The organism is Paenibacillus sp. XY044, from assembly GCF_002257645.1.
Taxonomy (GTDB): Bacteria; Bacillota; Bacilli; order Paenibacillales; family Paenibacillaceae; genus Paenibacillus_AQ.
The window spans coordinates 521579-541169 of record NZ_NQMO01000004.1 but is presented as its reverse complement, the minus strand read 5'-3'; the positions used below and the strand labels follow the sequence as shown (position 1 = coordinate 541169).

General features: G+C 56.9%; 19 protein-coding genes. 5 read left to right on the top strand and 14 right to left on the bottom strand.

Annotation, left to right across the window (positions count from 1 at the left end; all coding sequences use genetic code 11):
• Nucleotides 1-59: 59 nt before the first annotated feature.
• Together CJP46_RS19790 and CJP46_RS19785 are read right to left on the bottom strand one after the other, a co-directional pair.
• A complete protein-coding gene (locus tag CJP46_RS19790) occupies nucleotides 60-956 on the bottom strand; it encodes a phytanoyl-CoA dioxygenase family protein (protein WP_094597338.1) in 897 nt (298 codons plus the stop codon).
• Nucleotides 957-1091: 135 nt separating this feature from the next.
• On the bottom strand, nucleotides 1092-1880 hold the full coding sequence (locus CJP46_RS19785; RefSeq protein ID WP_256992430.1) for an AraC family transcriptional regulator: 789 nt from the start codon (nucleotides 1878-1880) through the stop codon (nucleotides 1092-1094).
• 208 nt (nucleotides 1881-2088) lie between these two features.
• Between CJP46_RS19785 and CJP46_RS19780 the strand changes: the two genes are divergently transcribed.
• Nucleotides 2089-2700 carry a hypothetical protein gene (locus tag CJP46_RS19780; protein ID WP_094597337.1) on the top strand — a complete coding sequence of 204 codons (612 nt, stop codon included), beginning with the start codon at nucleotides 2089-2091 and terminating at the stop codon, nucleotides 2698-2700.
• A 138-nt stretch (nucleotides 2701-2838) separates the two neighbouring features.
• Here CJP46_RS19780 and CJP46_RS19775 read toward each other — a convergent pair whose 3' ends face one another.
• Complete coding sequence (locus CJP46_RS19775; RefSeq protein ID WP_143813003.1) at nucleotides 2839-3639, bottom strand: phosphotransferase enzyme family protein; 801 nt, start codon at nucleotides 3637-3639, stop codon at nucleotides 2839-2841.
• An 89-nt stretch (nucleotides 3640-3728) separates the two neighbouring features.
• Nucleotides 3729-5291, bottom strand: coding sequence for a sigma-70 family RNA polymerase sigma factor (locus CJP46_RS19770; protein ID WP_094597335.1), 1563 nt, complete (start codon nucleotides 5289-5291; stop codon nucleotides 3729-3731).
• Nucleotides 5292-5638: 347 nt separating this feature from the next.
• Here CJP46_RS19770 and CJP46_RS19765 point away from each other — a divergent pair, with 347 nt between their 5' ends.
• Nucleotides 5639-6265, top strand: a complete 627-nt coding sequence (locus tag CJP46_RS19765; RefSeq protein WP_094597334.1) for a DUF3298 and DUF4163 domain-containing protein — start codon at nucleotides 5639-5641, stop codon at nucleotides 6263-6265.
• A 206-nt stretch (nucleotides 6266-6471) separates the two neighbouring features.
• Here the strand turns inward: CJP46_RS19765 and CJP46_RS19760 are convergent, their stop codons facing one another.
• The 8 genes from CJP46_RS19760 to CJP46_RS19725 all read right to left on the bottom strand — a co-directional run bounded on the left by CJP46_RS19760 (nucleotide 6472) and on the right by CJP46_RS19725 (nucleotide 14206).
• The gene (locus CJP46_RS19760) at nucleotides 6472-7332 is read right to left on the bottom strand and encodes a carbohydrate ABC transporter permease (protein ID WP_094597394.1); all 861 of its coding nucleotides are present in this window, start codon (nucleotides 7330-7332) and stop codon (nucleotides 6472-6474) included.
• Nucleotides 7333-7428: 96 nt separating this feature from the next.
• Nucleotides 7429-8301: a carbohydrate ABC transporter permease gene (locus CJP46_RS19755; protein WP_076175638.1), complete on the bottom strand. Its 873-nt coding sequence runs from the start codon at nucleotides 8299-8301 to the stop codon at nucleotides 7429-7431.
• A 1-nt stretch (nucleotide 8302) separates the two neighbouring features.
• Nucleotides 8303-9382, bottom strand: coding sequence for an ABC transporter ATP-binding protein (locus CJP46_RS19750; RefSeq protein WP_094597333.1), 1080 nt, complete (start codon nucleotides 9380-9382; stop codon nucleotides 8303-8305).
• Between the two features lie 54 nt (nucleotides 9383-9436).
• The gene (locus CJP46_RS19745; RefSeq protein WP_094597332.1) at nucleotides 9437-10750 is read right to left on the bottom strand and encodes an ABC transporter substrate-binding protein; all 1314 of its coding nucleotides are present in this window, start codon (nucleotides 10748-10750) and stop codon (nucleotides 9437-9439) included.
• Nucleotides 10751-10964: 214 nt separating this feature from the next.
• Nucleotides 10965-11561, bottom strand: a complete 597-nt coding sequence (locus tag CJP46_RS19740; RefSeq protein ID WP_094597331.1) for a glycerol-3-phosphate responsive antiterminator — start codon at nucleotides 11559-11561, stop codon at nucleotides 10965-10967.
• A 44-nt stretch (nucleotides 11562-11605) separates the two neighbouring features.
• Nucleotides 11606-12448: a metallophosphoesterase family protein gene (locus CJP46_RS19735; protein WP_256992429.1), complete on the bottom strand. Its 843-nt coding sequence runs from the start codon at nucleotides 12446-12448 to the stop codon at nucleotides 11606-11608.
• 103 nt (nucleotides 12449-12551) lie between these two features.
• Nucleotides 12552-13226: a hypothetical protein gene (locus CJP46_RS19730; protein WP_094597329.1), complete on the bottom strand. Its 675-nt coding sequence runs from the start codon at nucleotides 13224-13226 to the stop codon at nucleotides 12552-12554.
• A complete protein-coding gene (locus tag CJP46_RS19725) occupies nucleotides 13199-14206 on the bottom strand; it encodes an ROK family protein (protein ID WP_094597328.1) in 1008 nt (335 codons plus the stop codon). The genes CJP46_RS19730 and CJP46_RS19725 overlap by 28 nt, the downstream gene beginning before the upstream one ends.
• A gap of 302 nt (nucleotides 14207-14508) precedes the next feature.
• Here CJP46_RS19725 and CJP46_RS19720 point away from each other — a divergent pair, with 302 nt between their 5' ends.
• The 3 genes from CJP46_RS19720 to CJP46_RS19710 all read left to right on the top strand — a co-directional run bounded on the left by CJP46_RS19720 (nucleotide 14509) and on the right by CJP46_RS19710 (nucleotide 17614).
• Nucleotides 14509-15540, top strand: coding sequence for a CobW family GTP-binding protein (locus CJP46_RS19720; RefSeq protein WP_094597327.1), 1032 nt, complete (start codon nucleotides 14509-14511; stop codon nucleotides 15538-15540).
• 35 nt (nucleotides 15541-15575) lie between these two features.
• Nucleotides 15576-16568, top strand: a complete 993-nt coding sequence (locus tag CJP46_RS19715; protein WP_094597326.1) for a permease — start codon at nucleotides 15576-15578, stop codon at nucleotides 16566-16568.
• 104 nt (nucleotides 16569-16672) lie between these two features.
• Nucleotides 16673-17614, top strand: a complete 942-nt coding sequence (locus tag CJP46_RS19710; RefSeq protein WP_094597325.1) for a TIGR03943 family putative permease subunit — start codon at nucleotides 16673-16675, stop codon at nucleotides 17612-17614.
• A gap of 121 nt (nucleotides 17615-17735) precedes the next feature.
• On the opposite strand, the gene CJP46_RS19705 is transcribed toward CJP46_RS19710, so the two are convergent.
• On the bottom strand, nucleotides 17736-18590 hold the full coding sequence (locus CJP46_RS19705; RefSeq protein WP_094597324.1) for an NAD-dependent epimerase/dehydratase family protein: 855 nt from the start codon (nucleotides 18588-18590) through the stop codon (nucleotides 17736-17738).
• Nucleotides 18591-18647: 57 nt separating this feature from the next.
• Nucleotides 18648-19586: an aldo/keto reductase family protein gene (locus CJP46_RS19700; RefSeq protein WP_094597323.1), complete on the bottom strand. Its 939-nt coding sequence runs from the start codon at nucleotides 19584-19586 to the stop codon at nucleotides 18648-18650.
• Nucleotides 19587-19591: the final 5 nt, after the last annotated feature.

The window sequence follows — 19591 nt, the reverse complement described above, 5'->3', positions numbered from 1 at the left end:
ATCGTGTCTTTTTGTCAGGTGTGAGGGGGTACGATTGTTGGATTAGGCATTCGCCTTCCCTACACGCCCCATTCCTTGCGGGCATCGGCAACCGGTTTCGGTGTCGTCTTGCCCCATGCGTAATGCCCCTTTGGCTTGCGGCCCACCCATCTTTCATCGACCGGCTCCAATGCGAGCTGATAGCGGGTATCCGAGCTGATCCGGTAGCGGTCCGTCGTGTTGTTAAGCGAAGTATGCATCATGTACATACCGAAAACAATGGCATCGCCCGCTTCGAAAGACGTCGTGGCCCATTGTCCTCCAAACGTATCGACGATCTCCACCGGATCTTCGGAAAACCAGCCTGTCGCGACATTATCCCGGTCTACATCCATCTCGCCGTACGTTTGCCTAATCTTGCTGAAATGCTGAGAGCCCAGGCACATGGCCAACGTTCCCAGCTCAAGCGGAGTGTCTCCGAAAGGGGTCCACATCGTATATACGTTTTTGGTGCCCCTTCCCATATACACGACATCGTAATGCGCGCCGGTATTTCCACCATGGGCTACGGCCCGCGGCCATTTATAGTCGTAAGTCATCGATTTGCCGCCAAGCAGACGGTCAAAAAAATCCAAGACCGAAGGATGGTTCACTACATCCAAAAATCGGGGGAAATCCCCCTGCAGTTCCTCCGTGCCACCGCCCCACATCATGCCGCGGTTGTCTTGGGAAATGCGCCCTTCGTCCAGCGGGGCCCCCGGCTCCAATCTGCCCATGGCTTGGAGTTTGTGCAAAAATTCCTCTCTTGCGGACAACACCCGCGCCCGATCGTGAAATCCGCGGATCAGCAGGTATCCCTCCTCCGCCAGACGTAATCTCAGCGCTTCCGTATCCTCCAAAATATCGTTGCTGCTTTTCAGCTCGGTCAAATACCGGCTTCCCATCGCTAGTTCCCTCGTTCCGATCGTTACGTTCATGCCGCTCTCTCCTTTCAAGGTATCACCCCGCATTCCTGCCGGAAGCGGAAGATTCCCCCTCATCATAGCCCTTGCTTCAGGAGAAAGTCGTTAATCGAAACCCGCCACATTTTACGCAAAACCGGACCGATTGCCTTAATGATGGTCGCGACGCTGCCTCGTTCGCCATTCCGACGGAGGACAACCTTCGGTCTTTTTGAACCAAAGCGAAAACGAGTGCAGCTGGGCAAAGCCGATCTGCTCGGCTATGGACTGCATATCCTTGTCCGTCGAGCTGAGAAGCCACTTGGCTTCTTCCAGGCGGCACATCTGCTGATACTGCTTGGGCGTCATCCCGTAAGCTTTGAAAAACCGTTTGCGGAAGCCTTCTTCCGACAGGCCTGCCATCTCCGCGAGGCTGCCGATGACGATAGGCTCCTGAAGATGCTGGCGAATATAATCGCCCGTATGCGATACCGTGAGCGACTGCTGGTCCGGGTGGGAATGCTCGTCCAAAAACAGCAGCAGAATTTCGATCCAGGCCAAATCATTTCGGACAGGCTCTTTCAGCATGGACGAGCGGCTTCTCAGCCATTCCCGGAACAGCCGCTCGTAGCGGTCCTGATCGAGGCGGGATAATGCAATGATGCGCGGTTTGCCAAGGACAATCTGCCGTTCAAACAGCTCACGAACATGCACCGGTAGTCCGTCAACAAGCACAACCCCGAACCGGATCGGGGTAATTGCGTGAAAGGAATGCAAGGATAAAGACGGAATCAGCGCGACATGCCCTGCTTCGACCCGCCTTTCTTCCTGTTCATGGACAAAGCGCCCGCTTCCTTCCAACACCACGGTGATTTCCAAATCGGGATGGCTCCACTGCCGCTCGTCCTCCCAGTCCTTATCGTGAGTTCCGATAAAACCTCTAATTTCGAGCAAGATCACTCCATCCTCCTTGTCCGTCAGCTTCGGATCAAACCAATCGCTTGATCATGATATGTCCACTATACATCAATCGCGGAGAGGAGCTACAGTCCCAAGCCTTATTGCTTGTCCATTCTTTTTACGTAACTTAGATGCAGGACATGGTATAATCAGGAAAACCTATGTTTTAATGGTATATTGACGATGACGATAAAGGAGGAACTGGAACATGGGATGGTCGGAACTGCGGGCGGTGCCCAATGATTACGATGAGGAAATCCGTGCGGTCGATACGCAGCTGATTGAGCTGCTCAATCACCGGAAGGCCCTGGCGAAAGGGCGACGATGTTTTCCGCCTATGGTAGTGCTGAAGGAATTCGAGGAAAAATCCGGCTTGAAGCCGCCCTATTTGAATTGGCTGTTCCATTCGATTAACGGAGGGTTTCATCGTACACGCACCGACGGTCCCGGTGAGCTGCAGGGCATCCTGCAGATTATGAAAACAACCGTGCAGGAAGGGTACCAATACATGATTACCCATGCGATGCAGCATGAGCACGGCAGTATCGTACATATCGAGATTAGGCCGCAGAAGATCGATAACGACTCGCCAGATTTCCACCCCCGCCTACAGCTCGAAGTCACGTGTCCTGATGTAGAATACAGCGTACATCGCAACGGCTCCCGAGGAGGTGGAGGAGCCAGCTCCATGTCCTTCCTCGTCGAACCGCCCCTACCGGAGCAGCTGGACACCGTTCATTTTGCGCTGATCCCGTTTGAGGAGCCTATGGAATTCAGGCGTAGGGAGATATTTCTGGATCAGGAGGTTCATTTCGAGTAAGTTCCCGCAAAAAAGTGAACAGTCGGATTTTGGGATGTATCCAAGCAAAGAAGCAGGCACCTTGCCTGCTTCTTTGTCATGAAACTAAATCTATGGGCTGGTTGTACGGCGTCTGCTCATCCTGCAGAAGATTCCACATCAGCAAGAGAATGATGCAAGGTGCTCAATGATGGGCCCGAACGCCTCCGCTTCGGCGAAAAAGCGCTCCGTGTCATCCCCGCAAAACATCGCGGATACCGACAGGCGGAAGATGACCGCCCTCAACAGCATTTCCCGGTAGTGGTCGTCATCCGGCAGCAGGCCTAGACCTGAGAGCGGACACCCCTGCCAGGCAATGCCGTCGCACACGAGAATCGCTTCAGCATACGACTCAGGGGCAACCGTCGGGGAAAAATCGATGATCAGTGGGCCGAGCTCCTCATCGAACAGGATGTTCCCGGCCAGATCGCCGTGGATCAGCTGAACGGTATATTCCCCGCTTCTCTTGGCCTTTCCGAGCAGGCCAGCCAGGAAATCCCTCACGGGGACAGGGAACCCCGACGGAAGTGCTTTGGTCTGCCATGCGATCCGGTGGCCCCTGGACCAAGGATGGTCCGGCTCCGAAAACCCGTCATATGGAATGCCGGCCAAATCCCGGTGGAACAACCGGGCCACCCTTAGCTTTTGTTCCAAGTCACCCTGAACTTCCCTGCCCGGCTCGAACCGGCTGCACGTCCATCCATCGCTGACAAAAGACCCGTTTCGTCCAGGAATCGGCCTGGATATCCGGTATCCGTGCGGCTGAAGCTCGTGCATGATGCCAAGCACCCACTCGTCATGCCGTACATTTTCCGACGGTTTGAGAACCGCGTCCTGTACCTTCACCGATGTATTTTGCCCGCCTTCGAGAGGAACCGCCTCCCCTTGAAGCCCGAATGAATCCAGAATTCTCCTAGACAAGAGCATGGCCTCTCTCACCTCCCTTCACCCTTCTATCTTACTGTATGGCAGCGATGATTTTGACCGAATTTCGCCTCCGATAGCCGTTCCTATTCTCCGCATTTCACCAGCCTTCTCCGATCCTGATCCCAACGCCACGCAGGATTGTCACCGCTCAAATGAACGCCTCCGTACCACACGTCGATGCCGCACCGTTCCAGGTAATCCTCACCGTGTAAAACCCGGGTCCCCCATTCCGTGATCTTGACCTTGCTGTCCCTAAAAGCCGGAGAAGATCCCGCATAGCTGGGAAAGGATTCCGCCCCCTCCAGCGTCAGCAGCGGACTTGGGCCCTGACACAGGCTGCGCAGAATATCCCAGTACTGCAGGTCGCCCATGCCCAATCCGTGCAGCCGGTCGCCGATTTGCCTGAACAGTTCCAGCGGCGAGTGAATCCCTTCGCTTACCTTTTCCAAAGTCATCTGCTCCACGATCCCCAGTCCGTTATATACGGAAGGAAAACGGGACAGATGCAGCTCAAATGCCTCCCGCACGAACGGGAGCGCCGAGGTGTCCCCCTCCAGAAGCTGCCGGAGCTTCATCGGATCAGGCGAGGTGTACGCCTCCCAAACCCTGCTCCCGAGCTTCAGCTCATCCTCTCCGACATGGTGCCAGGTTCCGGATAACGTCTTCAGCTGACTGGCCGATAGCTGGCCAAGTCCTCGGAACAGGCCGACTCCCGGGTAATCCCCGATACAGAGCAGATTCAGTTTCGTCCCGCCGAGGGACTGCTGTCCAAACCAGTGCAGCAAATAAGACAGCATCGTCTGGTCGAACAGGTCATGCTCAAACCACAGCACGATTTCGTCATACTGCCGGAATCCGGCCAGCTTTTGCTCTTGATCCTCGCAGTTCCGGATAAACTCCTCAGCCGGAATGCCCATGTCTTTTTCGAGGTATCTAGCGCGGACCACGCGGCTCACCGGCTCCGCCGGCTCCAGAAACACCGGGCCTTCCGGATATACCTCGCGCCAAACGAGGATATCCCCCTGAACGACTCCCTGCTTGAGCGTCTCGGCGACCGTATCGCCGTTTACAATATGCAGCATGCGTTTTCCTCCTTCGTGTAAATGCTGGAATACGTGCGCGAAATCGGCGACCGGCAGAGTGCCCCTCAGCTTGCGGCGTGCGTCGAACAGCCGCTTTTTCAGCGTCGTCACCGGCGTCCCCGCATACTCCGAAATTTCCTGCAGACTATAGCCGTGAAAATAAAACAGCTGAACCGCCTCTCTCATGCCGGGCGATAAGGCCTTGACCGAGTCGTGAAGCATCCGGTACAGCTCCTGCCGCGCCACGACCTCTCCGATATCCGGCTGGTCGGGCGCGGTCAGTTCCCCCTCCTCCAGCAAGGAAGCCTGCGGCTTTCTGCGAATCAATCGGTAGCACTGGCGGTGCACAATCGTCCGCAGCCAGCCCGGAAAAGCATCCGGATGCTGCAGCTTGCCCAGATGGACGAACGCTTCCACAAACGCCTCTTGCACCGCTTCTTCCGCCAATTCGTGATCCTGCAGCTTCCCGTATGCGGCCGTGTGCGCCATCGCATAATACTGGCGGAAGAGGCGGTTCAACGCGTCCCTGTCTCCCTGCCGGGCTTGTTCAATGAGCTGCCGCAACCCTCTTTCCTCCCTTAGATTTCATGTTCAACCCTATAGTGCGGTATCGGGCCCGAAAGGTTACCAGGGCTCCGGAATATTTTGAAAAATGATGAACCTATTCAGAAAAAATGCTTTAAAGCGGCGTAACCGCTGTTCTCATAAACATATATTTTGTATTCGTTCGGACGACCGCCTTGGCGATTATACTGATCGTGCTTGACGCATTTCCGGGAGCAGTTCAAGTGAAACGAAATCATCGGCCTAACCATCGATGCTCCAAAGCTCGGTGGCGCTCCGCTCCCGTCACCGAACACCCAGGCCCGGAATAGGCTGGTGTATACCATTCAACGATTGGAGCGAACCGCATGGCTCAATACGTACCGCCGGTTGCCATCCGGACCGTCACCTTTACGGCTCCCGGCACGGTGATCCACTATCCGCAGGTAACCGGGCTCGCCGACAAAACGGTAGAGAACAAAATCAACCAAACGATCATCCGTACAATCCAGGAAATGCAGCGCGCCCAGCAGGCGGTTCAGACGGGAAGCCAGCCGGAAACGACCAGCAATTTCGAGATGAAAACGAACGAGCGCGGCATTCTCAGCCTAGTGCTGAGCAACTACACCTATTCCACACCGATGGCGCATGGATACACGATCGCCAAGGGATTGACCTTTTCCGTGCAAACGGGGGACACCTATACCTTATCCAGCCTGTTTAAACCAGGCTCCCCTTACCAGGCGGTGCTGACCGCTGCCGTCAAGAAGCAGGTGCAGGAGCGGAGACTTCCCGTTCTGGATGCAGGCAGCATCACGGTCGCGCCGAACCAGGATTTCTATCTCGCCGATAAGGCGCTGGTACTCTTTTACCCATTGTACGCCATCACGCCCTATTATGTCGGCATTCCGATGTTCCCAATTTCGGTCTACGACCTGCAGGACATCGCGGCCGAAGACGGCCCGCTTACGATACTTGCCGCAGAAGTCGTGTGAAGCAACGCCTCAGGTGACGGGAGGTGAGCAGCCCATCCAGAGATTAGATGCATTTATGCAGCATTTGCTTGAGGGCACCCGCGCCCAATATTCATTGGATATACCAAAAAAGCAAAGAGCCGCTTCCATATCGTCCGAGAGACGAAGGAGCAGCTCTTTTGCACGTATGTCTGCGTTCATGAGGATCATTGCACACAGCATCCCGCTTACTTGACGCCGTTGTACACAAACGCTTTGATAATATGCTTTTGCGCCAGGAAAAAGGCGGCCAGAATCGGTGCGACCAAAATGATATTGCCGGCCATCAGAATGTTCCAGGTGCCGCCGCCCTCGACCTCGCGGATTTTGGCGATGCCGATCGGCAGCGTACGCGCCGTTTCGTTCGTCGTCATGACGAGCGGCCAGAAATAATCGTTCCAGTGCGCGATGAAGCTGAACAGGGCAAACGTCACGAGCACCGGCTTCACCATGGGCACCATGATGCGGACGATGATTTTCCATTCCTTGGCCTGATCCAGGCGGGAAGCCTCCACCAGCTCCTCGGGGATCTGCCGGAACCCCTGCCGGAGAAGGAAGATGCCGAAGGCGCTGGAGGCGAATGGCAGAATCAGCCCGAGATGGGTGTTCAGCAGCTTGAAGGCGCTCAGCTCCAGATATACCGGCAGAAAGATGAGCTGGGTCGGGATCATCAGCGTTACCATGACCAGGCTGAACAGAAAGCCGGAGCCGATAAACCGGTATCTGGCAAACGCATACGCAGCCGGAATGATCGTCAGCATCTGCAGCAGCAAAATGCTGACCGAAATGATCGCGCTGTTCGTAATGTAATGCAGGAACGGCCCGGTTTGCCACGCGGAGGCGTAATTGCTCCATACCGGACTCCGGGGAATCCACTCCGGCGGGAAGATCATCGTCTCCGGCAGCGTTTTGAGGGATGTCGAGAGCATCCAGACAAACGGCATGGCAAAGATGAGGACCAGCAGCAGCAGCGCCGCCACATTCAGCGCCTTCAGCAGCAGGACGGCCGCGGAGCGCGCAAGGGCAGGTCTGCCCGGCGCTTCCAGCATTCGTCCGCCGGGAACGGCGACGGTATGCCCGTCAAAGGCACGGTTTGCGGGTTCCAAGCGGTTTCCCCCTTTTCTTGGTTCGTCGAAGTTAGAAGTTTAACGATAATGAACGCGGCTGGACAGCAGCCGGAAATAGACGATGGTCAGGATGCCGACGATGAACAGCAGGATCACGCCGGCCGCCGAGGCATACCCGATTTTGAAGAAGCGGAAGCCGGCCTCGTAGATGTAATACACCAGCGTATTTGTCGAATTGACCGGGCCGCCCTGCGTCATGATCGCGATCGTTTCGAACACCTGGAATGATCCGATCAAATTGATGATGACGAGGAAAAAAATCGTTGGCGACAGCATCGGCAGAATTAGCCGGGTGAACGTCGTCCACGGCCTGGAGCGGTCCAGGGAAGCCGCCTCGTATATATCCTGCGGGATGCTCTGCAGCCCCGCGATAAACACAAGCGTGTTATAGCCGAGCCCTTTCCACACCGCCACGATCACCAGGGAGATCAGCGAGGTGCTCGGATGGGACAGCCATTCCAGCTTGCCGAAGCCGAACAGGCCGATCACCCAGTTCAAGAGGCCGTATTCGGGATCCATCAGCCAGCTCCACAGGAGCGAAATCGATACGAGCGAGATGATATGCGGGCTGAATATTGCTCCCTGTACCAGGCCGTAGAAGAAGCCGCTGCGGTTCAGCCAGATCGCCATGAACAGGGAAAGGCCGGTCGTCAGCGTGACCGTCAGCACCGTATAAAGGGTCGTGTTCGATAGCACCTGGCGGAAATCCGGCTCCGACAGCAGATCCACGAAGTTCTGGATGCCGACGAACGTCTTTGTCGGGCTGACGAAGTTCCAGTCGAACAGGCTTAAGTACATCATGTAAAAAATCGGGTAGATGAAAAACATGGCGAAGACGATGATTGCCGGCGCGACCATGCTGTACGGACGCAGCCGTTCCCAGACGGTCATGCTACACCCCTCCCGCAATCAGCTGCCGCGAGGTGGTCTCCTCGTTCGCCGCGCCAGCCTGCACCCGGCTGCCGTTCAGGCTGAAATAATAGAGATGCCCATTCGGTACGGCGATGCGCACGCGTTCCGCCGTCACCAGCGGCTTAAGAAACGTTTTGACAAAAAACGGTCCCGCCTTGGAGCGGATCTGGTAGATATGCTCCGCCCCCAGGCTTTCCCGCGTCAGAATATCTCCTTCAAGCACGAGACCTTCCACGGGGCTGTCCGGATTGATCTGCGCATGCTCGGGCCTGAAGCCTACATGGTAGGCTCCGGACTCGGGCTTGACGCGCAGCCCCTTGGTGTCGCCGACCTTCATCATGTTCATCGCCGGTGTGCCGATAAACTGGGCGGTGAACAGGTTGGCGGGCTGCTCATACAGCTTCATCGGCGAGTCCGCCTGCTGGATCGCCCCTTGATTCATGACGACGATTTCGTCGCCCATGGACATCGCCTCGACCTGATCATGCGTCACGTAGACGAAGGTCGTGCCAAGGCGTTCGTGCAGCTGGATCAGCTCCGTCCGCATCTGGTTCCGCAGCTTTGCGTCCAAGTTGGACAGCGGTTCGTCAAGGATAAACACCTTCGGCTGCTTCACCATCGCCCGGGCGAGCGCCACGCGCTGGCGCTGGCCGCCGGAGAGGTTCTGCGGCTTCTTGTCGAGGTAAGGCCCGAGTCCGACGATTTCCGAAATGTCGGCGACCAGGCGCTCCCGCTCTTTGCGGGTAACGCCGCGGTTCTTGAGGCCGAACTCGATGTTGCCCCGGACCGTCATGGTCGGGTACAGCGCGTAGTTCTGGAACACCATCGCCACGTCCCGCAGGCCGGGCGGCGTGTCGTTCACGCGCTTGCCGTCGATCAATATATCTCCCGCGGACTGTCGCTCCAGCCCGGCCACCATGCGCAGCGTCGTCGATTTGCCGCAGCCGGACGGCCCGACCAGGACGGTAAACGAACCGTCCCGGATCGTCAGGTTGAGGTCCTGAATCACGGTTTCTTCCTTGTATTTCTTGCAAATGCCGATCAGCTCGATTTGGGCCATGCCGAATGCCTCCTTGTTTGGCTGGTCTGTTTCATTGCCTGACAGGCGCTAAACTCACTTGCCGAGCAGCTTATCCGACTTGGCCGCGGCGTCGTCCAGCGCCTGCTGCGGCGTCGTCTTCGGATCGATAATCGCCTTCTGGATCGCATCACGGACGATCTTGGCGACTTCCGGATACGCATTCTCCATCGGACGCGGTCTGGCGTATTTCAGCTGGTCGACAGCGACTTTATACTGCGGATACTGGGTAAAATGCTCCTTGAGCTCATCGCTTTCCACCGCGGACGTGCGGGTCGGCAGGTATCCGACATGCTTATGCTGGTAGATCGTGTTTTCCTGGGAGGTCATCCATTTCATGAATTCCCATGCCGCCGCCTTCTCCTCCGCACTGCTCTTCGACGTCATGACGAGCTGGCATCCGCCTGTCGGCACCCCGTAATCCTTGTTGGCCGGCATGAAGGCCGTCTCAAGCTCAAAGCCGTTGCCCTTGGCGATTTCCAAGCTTTGCGACACGCCTGCTGTCGAGGCGAATTTAAACGCGGAATTTTGGTTCGCCCAATCCTTGTCCGCCGTATCCCCGGCTTCGTCACCGACCGGCATTTTGATCAGGCCTTCGTTTACGAGCCGCTTCCAGAAATCCACCGGCGCCACGCCGGCCGCCTCGTTGAAGGTTGCCTTTTTGCCGTCCTCGCTCAGCATGGTGCCGCCGCTTTGGGCCACCAGCGCTTCATAAAACCAAATATCGACCGGAACGGTCATCCCGAGCTTACCCTTCTCCTTGAGCACTTTGGAGTACTGCTCAAACTCATCCCACGTTTTGGGCCCGGATGGATCCAGCCCGGCATCTTTCAGCATCGTCACGTTCTTGTACATAATCGGGGTACTGCGCATAAAAGGAAGCCCGTACAGCTTGTCGTCCACATAGGCGTTCCCCATCAGTCCAGGGATAAAATCGTCCAGCTTCAGTTGGTCCTTGTCTTTCTCGGCGTATGAGGTCAGGTCTTCGAGCATGCCGGAATGGGCGAACACGCCCGTAGAGGCAATTTCCAGATCCGTAACCGCAGGAGCGTCCCCTGCCGCAAAAGCCGCCTGGACTTTCGCATGTAGGTCATCGTAATTCCCCTGATGCTCGGCAACCACTTCGATCTTGTCCTGGGACTCGTTGAACGTTTTGACCATATGCTGCTTGGCTTCCTCGATCTTGTCGCCGAAGGCGTACCAGTACTTGATGACGATTTTTTTATCCGGCTTGGCCGCTGCCGCCTCCGCTGTCTCGCTGCCGGCCGCCTTCTCGGCTGCGCCGCATCCGGCCAGCATGCCCGTCATTACCGCGGACAACGTAAGCAGTGCGATCTTTTTCTTAAACATCGATTGATTCCTCCACCCTTGATTTTGGTTTTAGTTTGTTTGACAGCGACGGCCGCAGCAAAAAAAGAAACCCGAATACCGCCGAAGGGGGAACGCTCGCTAAAGCGCCCTCGGCAGATCAGGTTTCTCCATAACTCCAACCGTTCTATTTACTTGTCGATTTCATCATAAGGGACAACTATTAACGCGGTTTATGCGGAATATTAACGGGACATCAAATGATTTTTCTTCTCCACAGGTCCGGACAGGACGCGGAAATGGCGGTCGCCCCCTGGTCGAGGCATTCCTGCGCGTGGCTGTGCTCATACAGCAGGCCGCCGGTGATGATCGGCACCTCCGTAAAGCCCTTCACCCTGCGGATCACATCCGGGATGCGGGCAGGCATCAGCTCGATGATGTCCGGCTCGGCCTGGGACAGGCTCTTCGCGATGTTCTCCAGCCCTTCGCTGTCGACGAGAAAGAAACGCTGCACCGTAAGCAGTCCCATTTTCTTGGCGGTTTTGATGACGCTGGTTTTGGTCGAAATGATACCGACCGGGCGGATACTCTTGGCCAAATAGTCCAGGCCGTAATGGTCCGTGCTGAGCCCGCCGATTTTTTCCAAATGCATGAACACCGGCAGACCGTGCTCCCGGAATACGTTCACATAGCCTTTGGCAACGCCGATATGGCCCATCAGCAGGAAGACGCCGCTGAGCTCATTCCGATGCTTCAAGGCGATTTCGATATGGCGGGGGTCTTTAATGGAGGCAATCCGTTTATGCTTGGCGAGACCTTTGAAGAAATGCTGCCGGGTCATAACGTCATTCATGCGTGTACAGCCTCCCTTTCGCGAATCTTGCGATCACTCTATATTTAGATTTGCGGCGCAATCGGCAGCGGGACGAGGAGAGAACGATCGTCCTCCATTCCTCTCGCCTCCGGATTCGGGCTAAAATGCTTCATATGCCGGTGAAGCAGCGTCATGTGATCCGGCAGCGTCGGGTCCATCACTTCGACCGGCGTGATCCGGATCGCGTCCTCCCCGATATCGACGATCCGAAAGCCCGGCTGATCCAGGCAGGCCGACAGCTGCACGAACGACCAGTCCTGCCGGTGCGCGATCGAATCCATGTGCGTATGGCCGTTGAAATAGATGCCAATGCCCTGCTTTTGGTTCAAAATGCTCCACATGTCGATGATCGGATGAATCGATCCCTTGTCCTTCTCCGAACCCGCCGTCGTATTGTATACGGGATGATGGCCGAAGACGAGCAGCGGCTTGCCGCCCGACAGTCCGACCTGCTCCTCAAGCCAGCCCAACTGTTCGGGATCGAGCCAGCCGCCCCAGTCCTTAAAATCCATTTCCTTGGCCGTGTCGAGAAACACGAGCATCGCTTGGTCCGCGTCGATGGCATGGTACCTCTCCTGGCCTGTAATCTCGAGCACCTCGTCTCTCCGCTGCGCATACAGGTCGTGATTGCCCAGCACGTGAATGAACGTCTTGTCTTGGCGGCGAAGCAGGTCGTACACTTCGCGAAGCTCGGAGGCCGTGCCGAAGTTGGTGAGATCCCCCAGCGAAATATACAGGTCCGCTTCCTGCTCCAAAAACTGCTCCAGCACCGTTTGATAAAATGCACGCCGTGCTTCCTTCAACCCCGGTACCGACTCGTCGATTTCGTGGTAATGCAAATCACCCAACAGCGCCAATCTCATCATTTCTCTCCTCCCGGCTTGTTCGAATTGGATTTTTCCTCCTTCATCTTATCGATGGATTGTTTCCGATCCGTTAATTAGGAAGGCAGATTATGTAAAATTACGGTTAATTGATTTTGGTCACGCTCCCGTTGGAGGGGAGGGATTCATCCTGAGTGACCTGATGGATGATGTTTCCGCTGCGGTCATAGGCCGTAATCTCGAACTTCATACCCTGAGAAGCATCCAAAAACACGTAAAACAACTTGAAATTTTGCTCAACGGGAACGATCTGCGCCTGCTTTTCGTAGCCGGTGGGGTCCTTGACCACGATGCGGCTGATGTCGGGATGCAGAGCAATGCCGCAATACATCGGAAAAGGAGTACTTCCAATGTCCGTGCCCTCCGTCCCCGGAAAGTACTCCGCATGGAAGCTTTCCTTTCGAGCCTCGGTGTCGGAGAGTCCGGGATGATAGTTGGAAGCTGAAAACGTTCCGCCCCATACATATTTCCATCCATTGGCGTTTTTCCTAATGTAATCTGCAACCATCGCAGTACTGCCGCTCTGTGATTTTCTCAGAAAAAAAGCTACCTCCCCATCAGCAACCGGCTGTTCATGGATCATATAAGACACGAAGCCTTTTCCGTTGACCTTCTCAATCGCCTCAACAACCGTTGGGCTCCCTTCCGCTTTCTTGTCTTGAAGGCCGAATAACTTCCCCTCGAAAGCGTAAATAACGACCAAGATGACCGCAGCCAGCACCAGCAGCAGAATCAGCCTGTTGGCCCATTGCCTGACCATGAATTCCCTCCTTTCAAACGTCCGTCCGCATACACGGCGGCGCCCAGCATCCCGGCCCTGTCCCCAAGCTCGGCCTGCACGATGCGGCAGACACCGGCGGACAGCTGCAGCGCATGGCGGGCTACCGACTCGCGCACCGGGCGCAAGAGCCGCTCCCCGGCCGCGGCCATGCCGCCGCCTACAATAATCAGTTCGGGATTCAGCAGGTTGATAGCATTCGCTAGTCCGTATCCGAGCAGCTCTCCCGTCCCGTGCATCACTTCGACGGCGAGCGCATCCTGAAGGTCATAGGCGTCCGAAATGAGCTGTGCCGTAATCTGCGAGGAATCGTTCCCCGTCCATTCCTGAATGACGCTCGTCCGTCCTTCCGCCAGCTTTTCCGCAAATGTTCGGACCATCCCCACCGCGGACACGTAGCGGCCGAGGCAGCCCGAGCTGCCGCAGCGGCACGGCCGCCCTTCCCTGTACATGTTCATGTGGCCGATCTCGCCTGCGCTCGAAGACGTGCCGTAGACGACCTTCCCCTGATAAATAATTCCCGAGCCCAGTCCGGTTCCCAGGGTAATGAGCATCAGGTTTCCGCAGTCCCTGCCGGCGCCAAACCGCCATTCCCCATACATGTTCACGCGTACATCATTATCGATGAAGACCGGAAAAGCAAACTCCTCCCGCATCCGTTCTACGACGTGGATATTTTCCCATTCCGGAAAGTTGGGGGACAGAATCGACAGCCCCTCCTGCGGATCCAGCAGACCTGGAATGCCCATGCCCATGCAGCTCACGCCAGCCGGCCCGATGCCCGCTTCCTTCATCAGTTCATGAACAATCCGCTTCATCCGGTACAGCACATGCTCCGGCCCCTTGTCCGCCTCGGTTGCGTCCATTCTTTCCACGGCGATCCTCCAATCGGCATCCGCCTCAAATATCGCCGATTTGATCCGCGTTCCGCCGAGGTCCATGCCCATGACAAATTTGCTCATGCCTACCCTTTCCTCCTCCGGAAATCCCTGGTTGCTCACATAAACCTATCATAAACGACTTCGGTCCGGATATGAATGGATCTATAGCATTCTTTTCCAGATTTCCCCTCAGCAGGTTTCCCGCAAATGGCATCAAACGCCGCGGTTCTGAATCTATCAGCGTCCTGCCGGTTTCGGCATTCCCAGTCATTAAATCGTAATCTTTACGTATAGATAGAATGAGGAAAATGATATGGCTTGGTACAGGCTGTGTTCCTGAGCCTCTTTATACAACTTCGCGGGATAAAGGAGATGGATCGCGTATGGAAACGCCAGTCATCATATTAAGCGGATTTTTGGGGAGCGGCAAAACGACGCTGCTGCTTTCCGTGCTCAAGGAGTGCTCGGCCCGGGGGCTGACCCCCGGCATCTTGATGAATGAGCTGGGCAAACGGGATGTGGACGGAACGATTCTGGAGGAACAGGCAGGAGTTCAGGTGCAGAAGCTGCTGGACGGATGCGTCTGCTGCAGCCGGAAAAGCGAGCTGCCGCAGGGCCTCTTCACCCTGCTGGAGCGGTCGCCCGACGTCATCGTTATCGAGCTCACCGGCGTCGCCGATCCGGATGAAATCCGCCGCACCCTTCAGGAGCCGGAGCTAGCCGGCCGTGTACGGCATCATTATACGGTGACGATGCTCGATGCAGAGAACGTGCTGGAGTTCAACAGCCGCTTCTCCGCTGATAAGGAGCTGGTCCGCACGCTGCGCAAGCAGATCGAAAGTGCCGATCTGGTCGCGGTCAACAAGCAGGACCTGGCCGCCCCCGGCACGATCGGCAAAATCGAAAACATGATCCGCAAGCATAATCCCGAAGCTGCGATCGTATACACAGAATATAGCCGGATTGACCTGTCCAGCCTGCTGGACGGGGTTCACCGCCGCCGCGAATCCAAGGCGGCTGCCCATGACGGACACGGAGCAGGGACCCCGGCAGCGGCCCATGCGCATGACGGACATGGTGGTCACAGTCACAGCGGACACGAACCGCATGAGGAGACGGCCTCTTTTTCCAAAGTCAGCACCGTCACGCTGACTTTTCCACCGGCGGAACAAAGTCCGGCTTCCCTGTCCAGGGAGCGGCTGGAGGCGTTCTTCCTCGATTGCGGGGACGCGCTTCTCCGCGCCAAAGGGCATGTGGCACTCTCCCGCCATGAAACGGTCCAGCTCGTCCAATATGCCGGGACGCGTACGTACTGGGAAGCCTCCCGCTACCCTGGCGCACCGTATCTCGTCATGATCGGCCTGAATTTGAGCGAGGCACGGCTGAAGGAGCGCTGGTCCGAACTGTTTCATTAACTCTTCATCATTTCTGTGGAAGGAGCTGATCCGCCATGACCACCCTCTCCCCTTTTAAAATCGTCCCTCTGCTTCTTCCCGCCGCCTTTCTAATCATCCTTCTCGTCCTGTGGCTGCCGGAGCGCATCGAGATGCTGGATAACGTCTATATGGATACGTTCAAAACCAGCTTTGTCGGCATTCTGCTGGAGGCGCTGCCGTTCGTGCTGGCCGGGGCGCTTCTCTCTTCGCTGCTGCAGGTATTTGTGCCGGACGAGGTCCTGTCGCGCTGGATTCCGAAGAAGCCTGTCCCGGCGATCCTGTTCGCCTGCCTGCTCGGCGTGATCTTCCCGGTGTGCGAGTGCGGCATGATCCCGCTCGTCCGCCGGCTCATCCATAAGGGCATGCCCGTGTATGTCGCGATTGTGTTCATTTTATCCGGACCGATCATCAATCCGGTCGTCTACGGAGCCACCTTCATGGCGTTCCGCAGTCATCCGGATCTCGCTTACGCCCGGATGGGACTGGCCTTCGCCGTCGCTTTCCTGATCGGGCTCATCGTCTATGTCACGGTAAAGAAATCCCCTGTGAGATGGTCGATGGAGCGGGAAACCGGCGGGGATTCCCATCTTCATGCCGCCCGGGGCGGCCGGCTGGCTTCGGTATTCGTCCATACGTCGGACGAGTTTTTCGACATGGGCAAATATTTGATCATCGGCTGCCTGCTGACGTCGGCCATTCAGACGTTTATGGTCCGGGAGAGCCTCTCCGCCATCGGCGGCCATCCGCTGGGCTCGTATTTGTTCATGATGGGACTCGCCTTTGCGCTCTCACTCTGCTCCACGTCGGACGCTTTTGTCGCTTCCACCTTCCTGCACACCTTCCCCGCCGGTTCGCTGATCGCGTTCATGGTGCTGGGCCCGATGCTTGATTTCAAAAACGCCATGATGCTGATGGCGCTGTTCAAAACAAAGTTCGCCCTCTATCTGTTCTTCCTGATCGCGGCCTGCGTCTTCGTCGGCTCTGTTCTAATATCGGCCTGGCTGTAGACTTTCTGCTGGTTGTAACTGTCGGCCTGGCTATGAACGCTCATGCAAGGGAACGCCCGGGCATGATCAGAGGGTCCATCCTATCCAACTGGAGGTAGTGCCAAGTGAACGATTCCCGCAGCATCCGGCTGCATTATCTGTTCCGGGCAGCCGTGCTGGCGGCTTTCGCCCTCTATATTTTGCACCTGATGCAGCAGGACGCGCTGCATTATTATGTCGCGCCTGCCCTGGCAAAATGGATCCGGCTGTGCCCGGTTCCGCTTGGCCTGATGGCGCTCAGCCTTGTGGTCCAGGCGCTGCTCGGACGCAGCCAGGTGCTGTGCAACTGCAATCACCGGCTGCCCGCCGGTTTCTTGAAAAGCACCGGGCTGTACGGCCTGTTCGTTCTCCCGCTGCTGCTCGGGTTTCTCCTTCCGGACAAAGCGCTCGGCAGCATCGCCGCCGCCAAAAAGGGCATATCCCTTTCTTATTCGGCGATGGAGCCGGAGAAGGCCACCTCTAGCAGGGTCCCGGAACCGAAAAATTCAATTACCAGCGCTGCCACAGAGCCTGATAAGACCGTCACCTTCGAAACCTCCGATCCGTATGCCAAGGAATTCGCCGAGCTCGCCAAACTGCTGTACGCCCAGCCCGTCATCCCGGTCTACCCGGCGATTTACTCCGAGACGTTCGGGGCGATCGAAATGTTCAAGGAGCAGTTTGCGGGCAAGGAAATCGCCGTATCCGGCTTCGTCTACCGCGACCAAACCGACGGGACTAGCGGTCCTTTTGCGGTCAGCCGTTTTCTGGTGCAGTGCTGCACGGCGGACGCCACCCCGTTCGGCATTATGGTCGATCCGCAGCAGAAGCTGACCCTGCCGGCCGATTCCTGGGTCAAGGTGCAGGGCAAACTGAAGATGGTGTCCCAAGGGGGCAAAGACCTGATCGAGATCGAAGCCACGCAGATCACGCCGATCTCCCAGCCCCAGACCCCTTACATTTATACGAGCGCCGACTCGGTGGCCGCCTGGAAAGAGCTGCAGAAGGACGCTGCCAACGGAAAATAGCAGGAGATTCCCGTCCAGAAAACAAAGAAGACTCCGGAACTATACCGGAGTCTTCTTTGTTTGAGTTTGTATTGGAGTCTCTCTTTAAATGATCATGCCGCTCCCGCGGTCCCGGTTGCGTCTAGCGGGGCTTCGCAACCTCATCGCGCCAGCGGTGCTGCGGCTGCCAGCCGAGCAGGCGCTTCGCCTTCTCGTTGCTGAGCAGGGTCTCATGACCCGTCAGCGGCGCGCGGATATCCGTCACGCCGGAATACCTGGCGGCCAGCAGTTCGCGGCTCGGAACCGCCATGCTGGAGTCGTCGGCGGCCACGTTGAGGGCCACCGCACCGAGCCCGTCCGCCTCGACGGCCAGCCGGATGGCCGCAGCGGCGTCGCGGGTGTCGATGTAGCTCCACAGAATGCGGTCCCGTTCTTCGGGCTTGTCCATAAACGATGGAAAACGCTCATACCATTCCGGAGGAATGACATTCCCGAGGCGAATGGAGACGACCTGCATGCCGGTACGCCGGTGGAACATGTCGGCGGTCATTTCGTTGACTACCTTGGACAGGCCGTAGCTGTCCTCGGGCAGCTGCGGATGCTCCTCGTCCACGGGCACGTATTGCGGGCTTAAGGGACTGACTGCAAATACGATGCCGTAGGACGATTCGCTGGACGCGATCACCGCTTTGCGGATTCCAAGACCTGTGGCCGCCTCCAGCACGTTGTACGTCGACATGACGTTGTTCCGGAAGGTAATTTCCGGCGTGCGGATATGCGCCGCCGGGATCGCCGCCAAATGAACGACGGCATCAGCCCCGGCCAGCGCGCCGTAGGTCTCACCCAAATCCTCTAGATTCGCGATCAGCGTAGGGCACAGGTTCTCGTCGGGACGCCGGAAGTCCACGTTCAGCACCTCATACCCCTGCTCGATAAAATGACGCACGACCCACTGTCCAAGCATGCCGCTTCCGCCTGTAATGACGACTTTGGCCACAGGCAACGCCTCCTCTTCGCTTCGGTTCAAACCTAGCCGAACCCTTGGCCGGTCCGATTATTTCAGAATGTCTTCGATCCGCCCCTGAACGTCTTCGCTAAGGACAATACCCGAAGCTTTGGCATTCTCCGTCACCTGCTCCGGACGGCTTGCGCCGACCAGCGCGCTGGCCACGTTGTCTTTGCGCAGAATCCACGCAAGGGCCAGGTTGCCAACGGAAATGCCGAGCTCTTTGGCGATGCCTTCAAGCTGCTGCACTTTGGCGATTTTTTCTTCAGTGATCCCTTTGCGCATCCAATCGAGCTTCGCCGCGCGGCTGTCCTGCGGGATGTCGGAAGCCGAAGTGTATTTGCCTGTCAGCAGGCCTTGGGCCAGTGGGGAGAACACCACTTGTCCAATCCCTACGCGTTCGCTGAGCGGCATGACTTCCTTCTCGATGTAGCGCTCGAACATGTTGTAAATCGGCTGGTTGACCACGATGCGGTCCAGCAGATAACGGTCGGCCACGCCAATCGCTTCGGCGATCTGCGATGCCTGCCATTCGCTCACACCGACGTACAGCACCTTGCCGTGGCGGACGAGGTCGTCGATCGCGCGCAGCGTTTCTTCCAGCGGCGTTTCCGGGTCATGGCGGTGGCAGTAAAAAATGTCCACATAGTCATGTCCGAGACGCTTCAGGCTGGCATTCGCCTGTTCCGTAATATGCTTGCGCGACAAGCCGCGGTCATTCGGGCCTTCGCCCATCGGCCAGAATGCCTTGGTCGCCAGCACGTAGGATTCGCGCGGGTACTCTTTCAGCGCTTTGCCGACCAGCTCTTCCGCCGCGCCTTTTTCATATACATTGGCCGTATCGAAAAAGTTGATGCCCAAATCGTACGCCGTTTTGATCGAATTCACCGCATTTTCGCGTTCCACGTAACCGCCATATGTAAGCCAGCTTCCCAAGCTGATCTCGCTGACTTTAAGTCCGCTTCTTCCCAGTCTCCGGTATTTCATTCCAT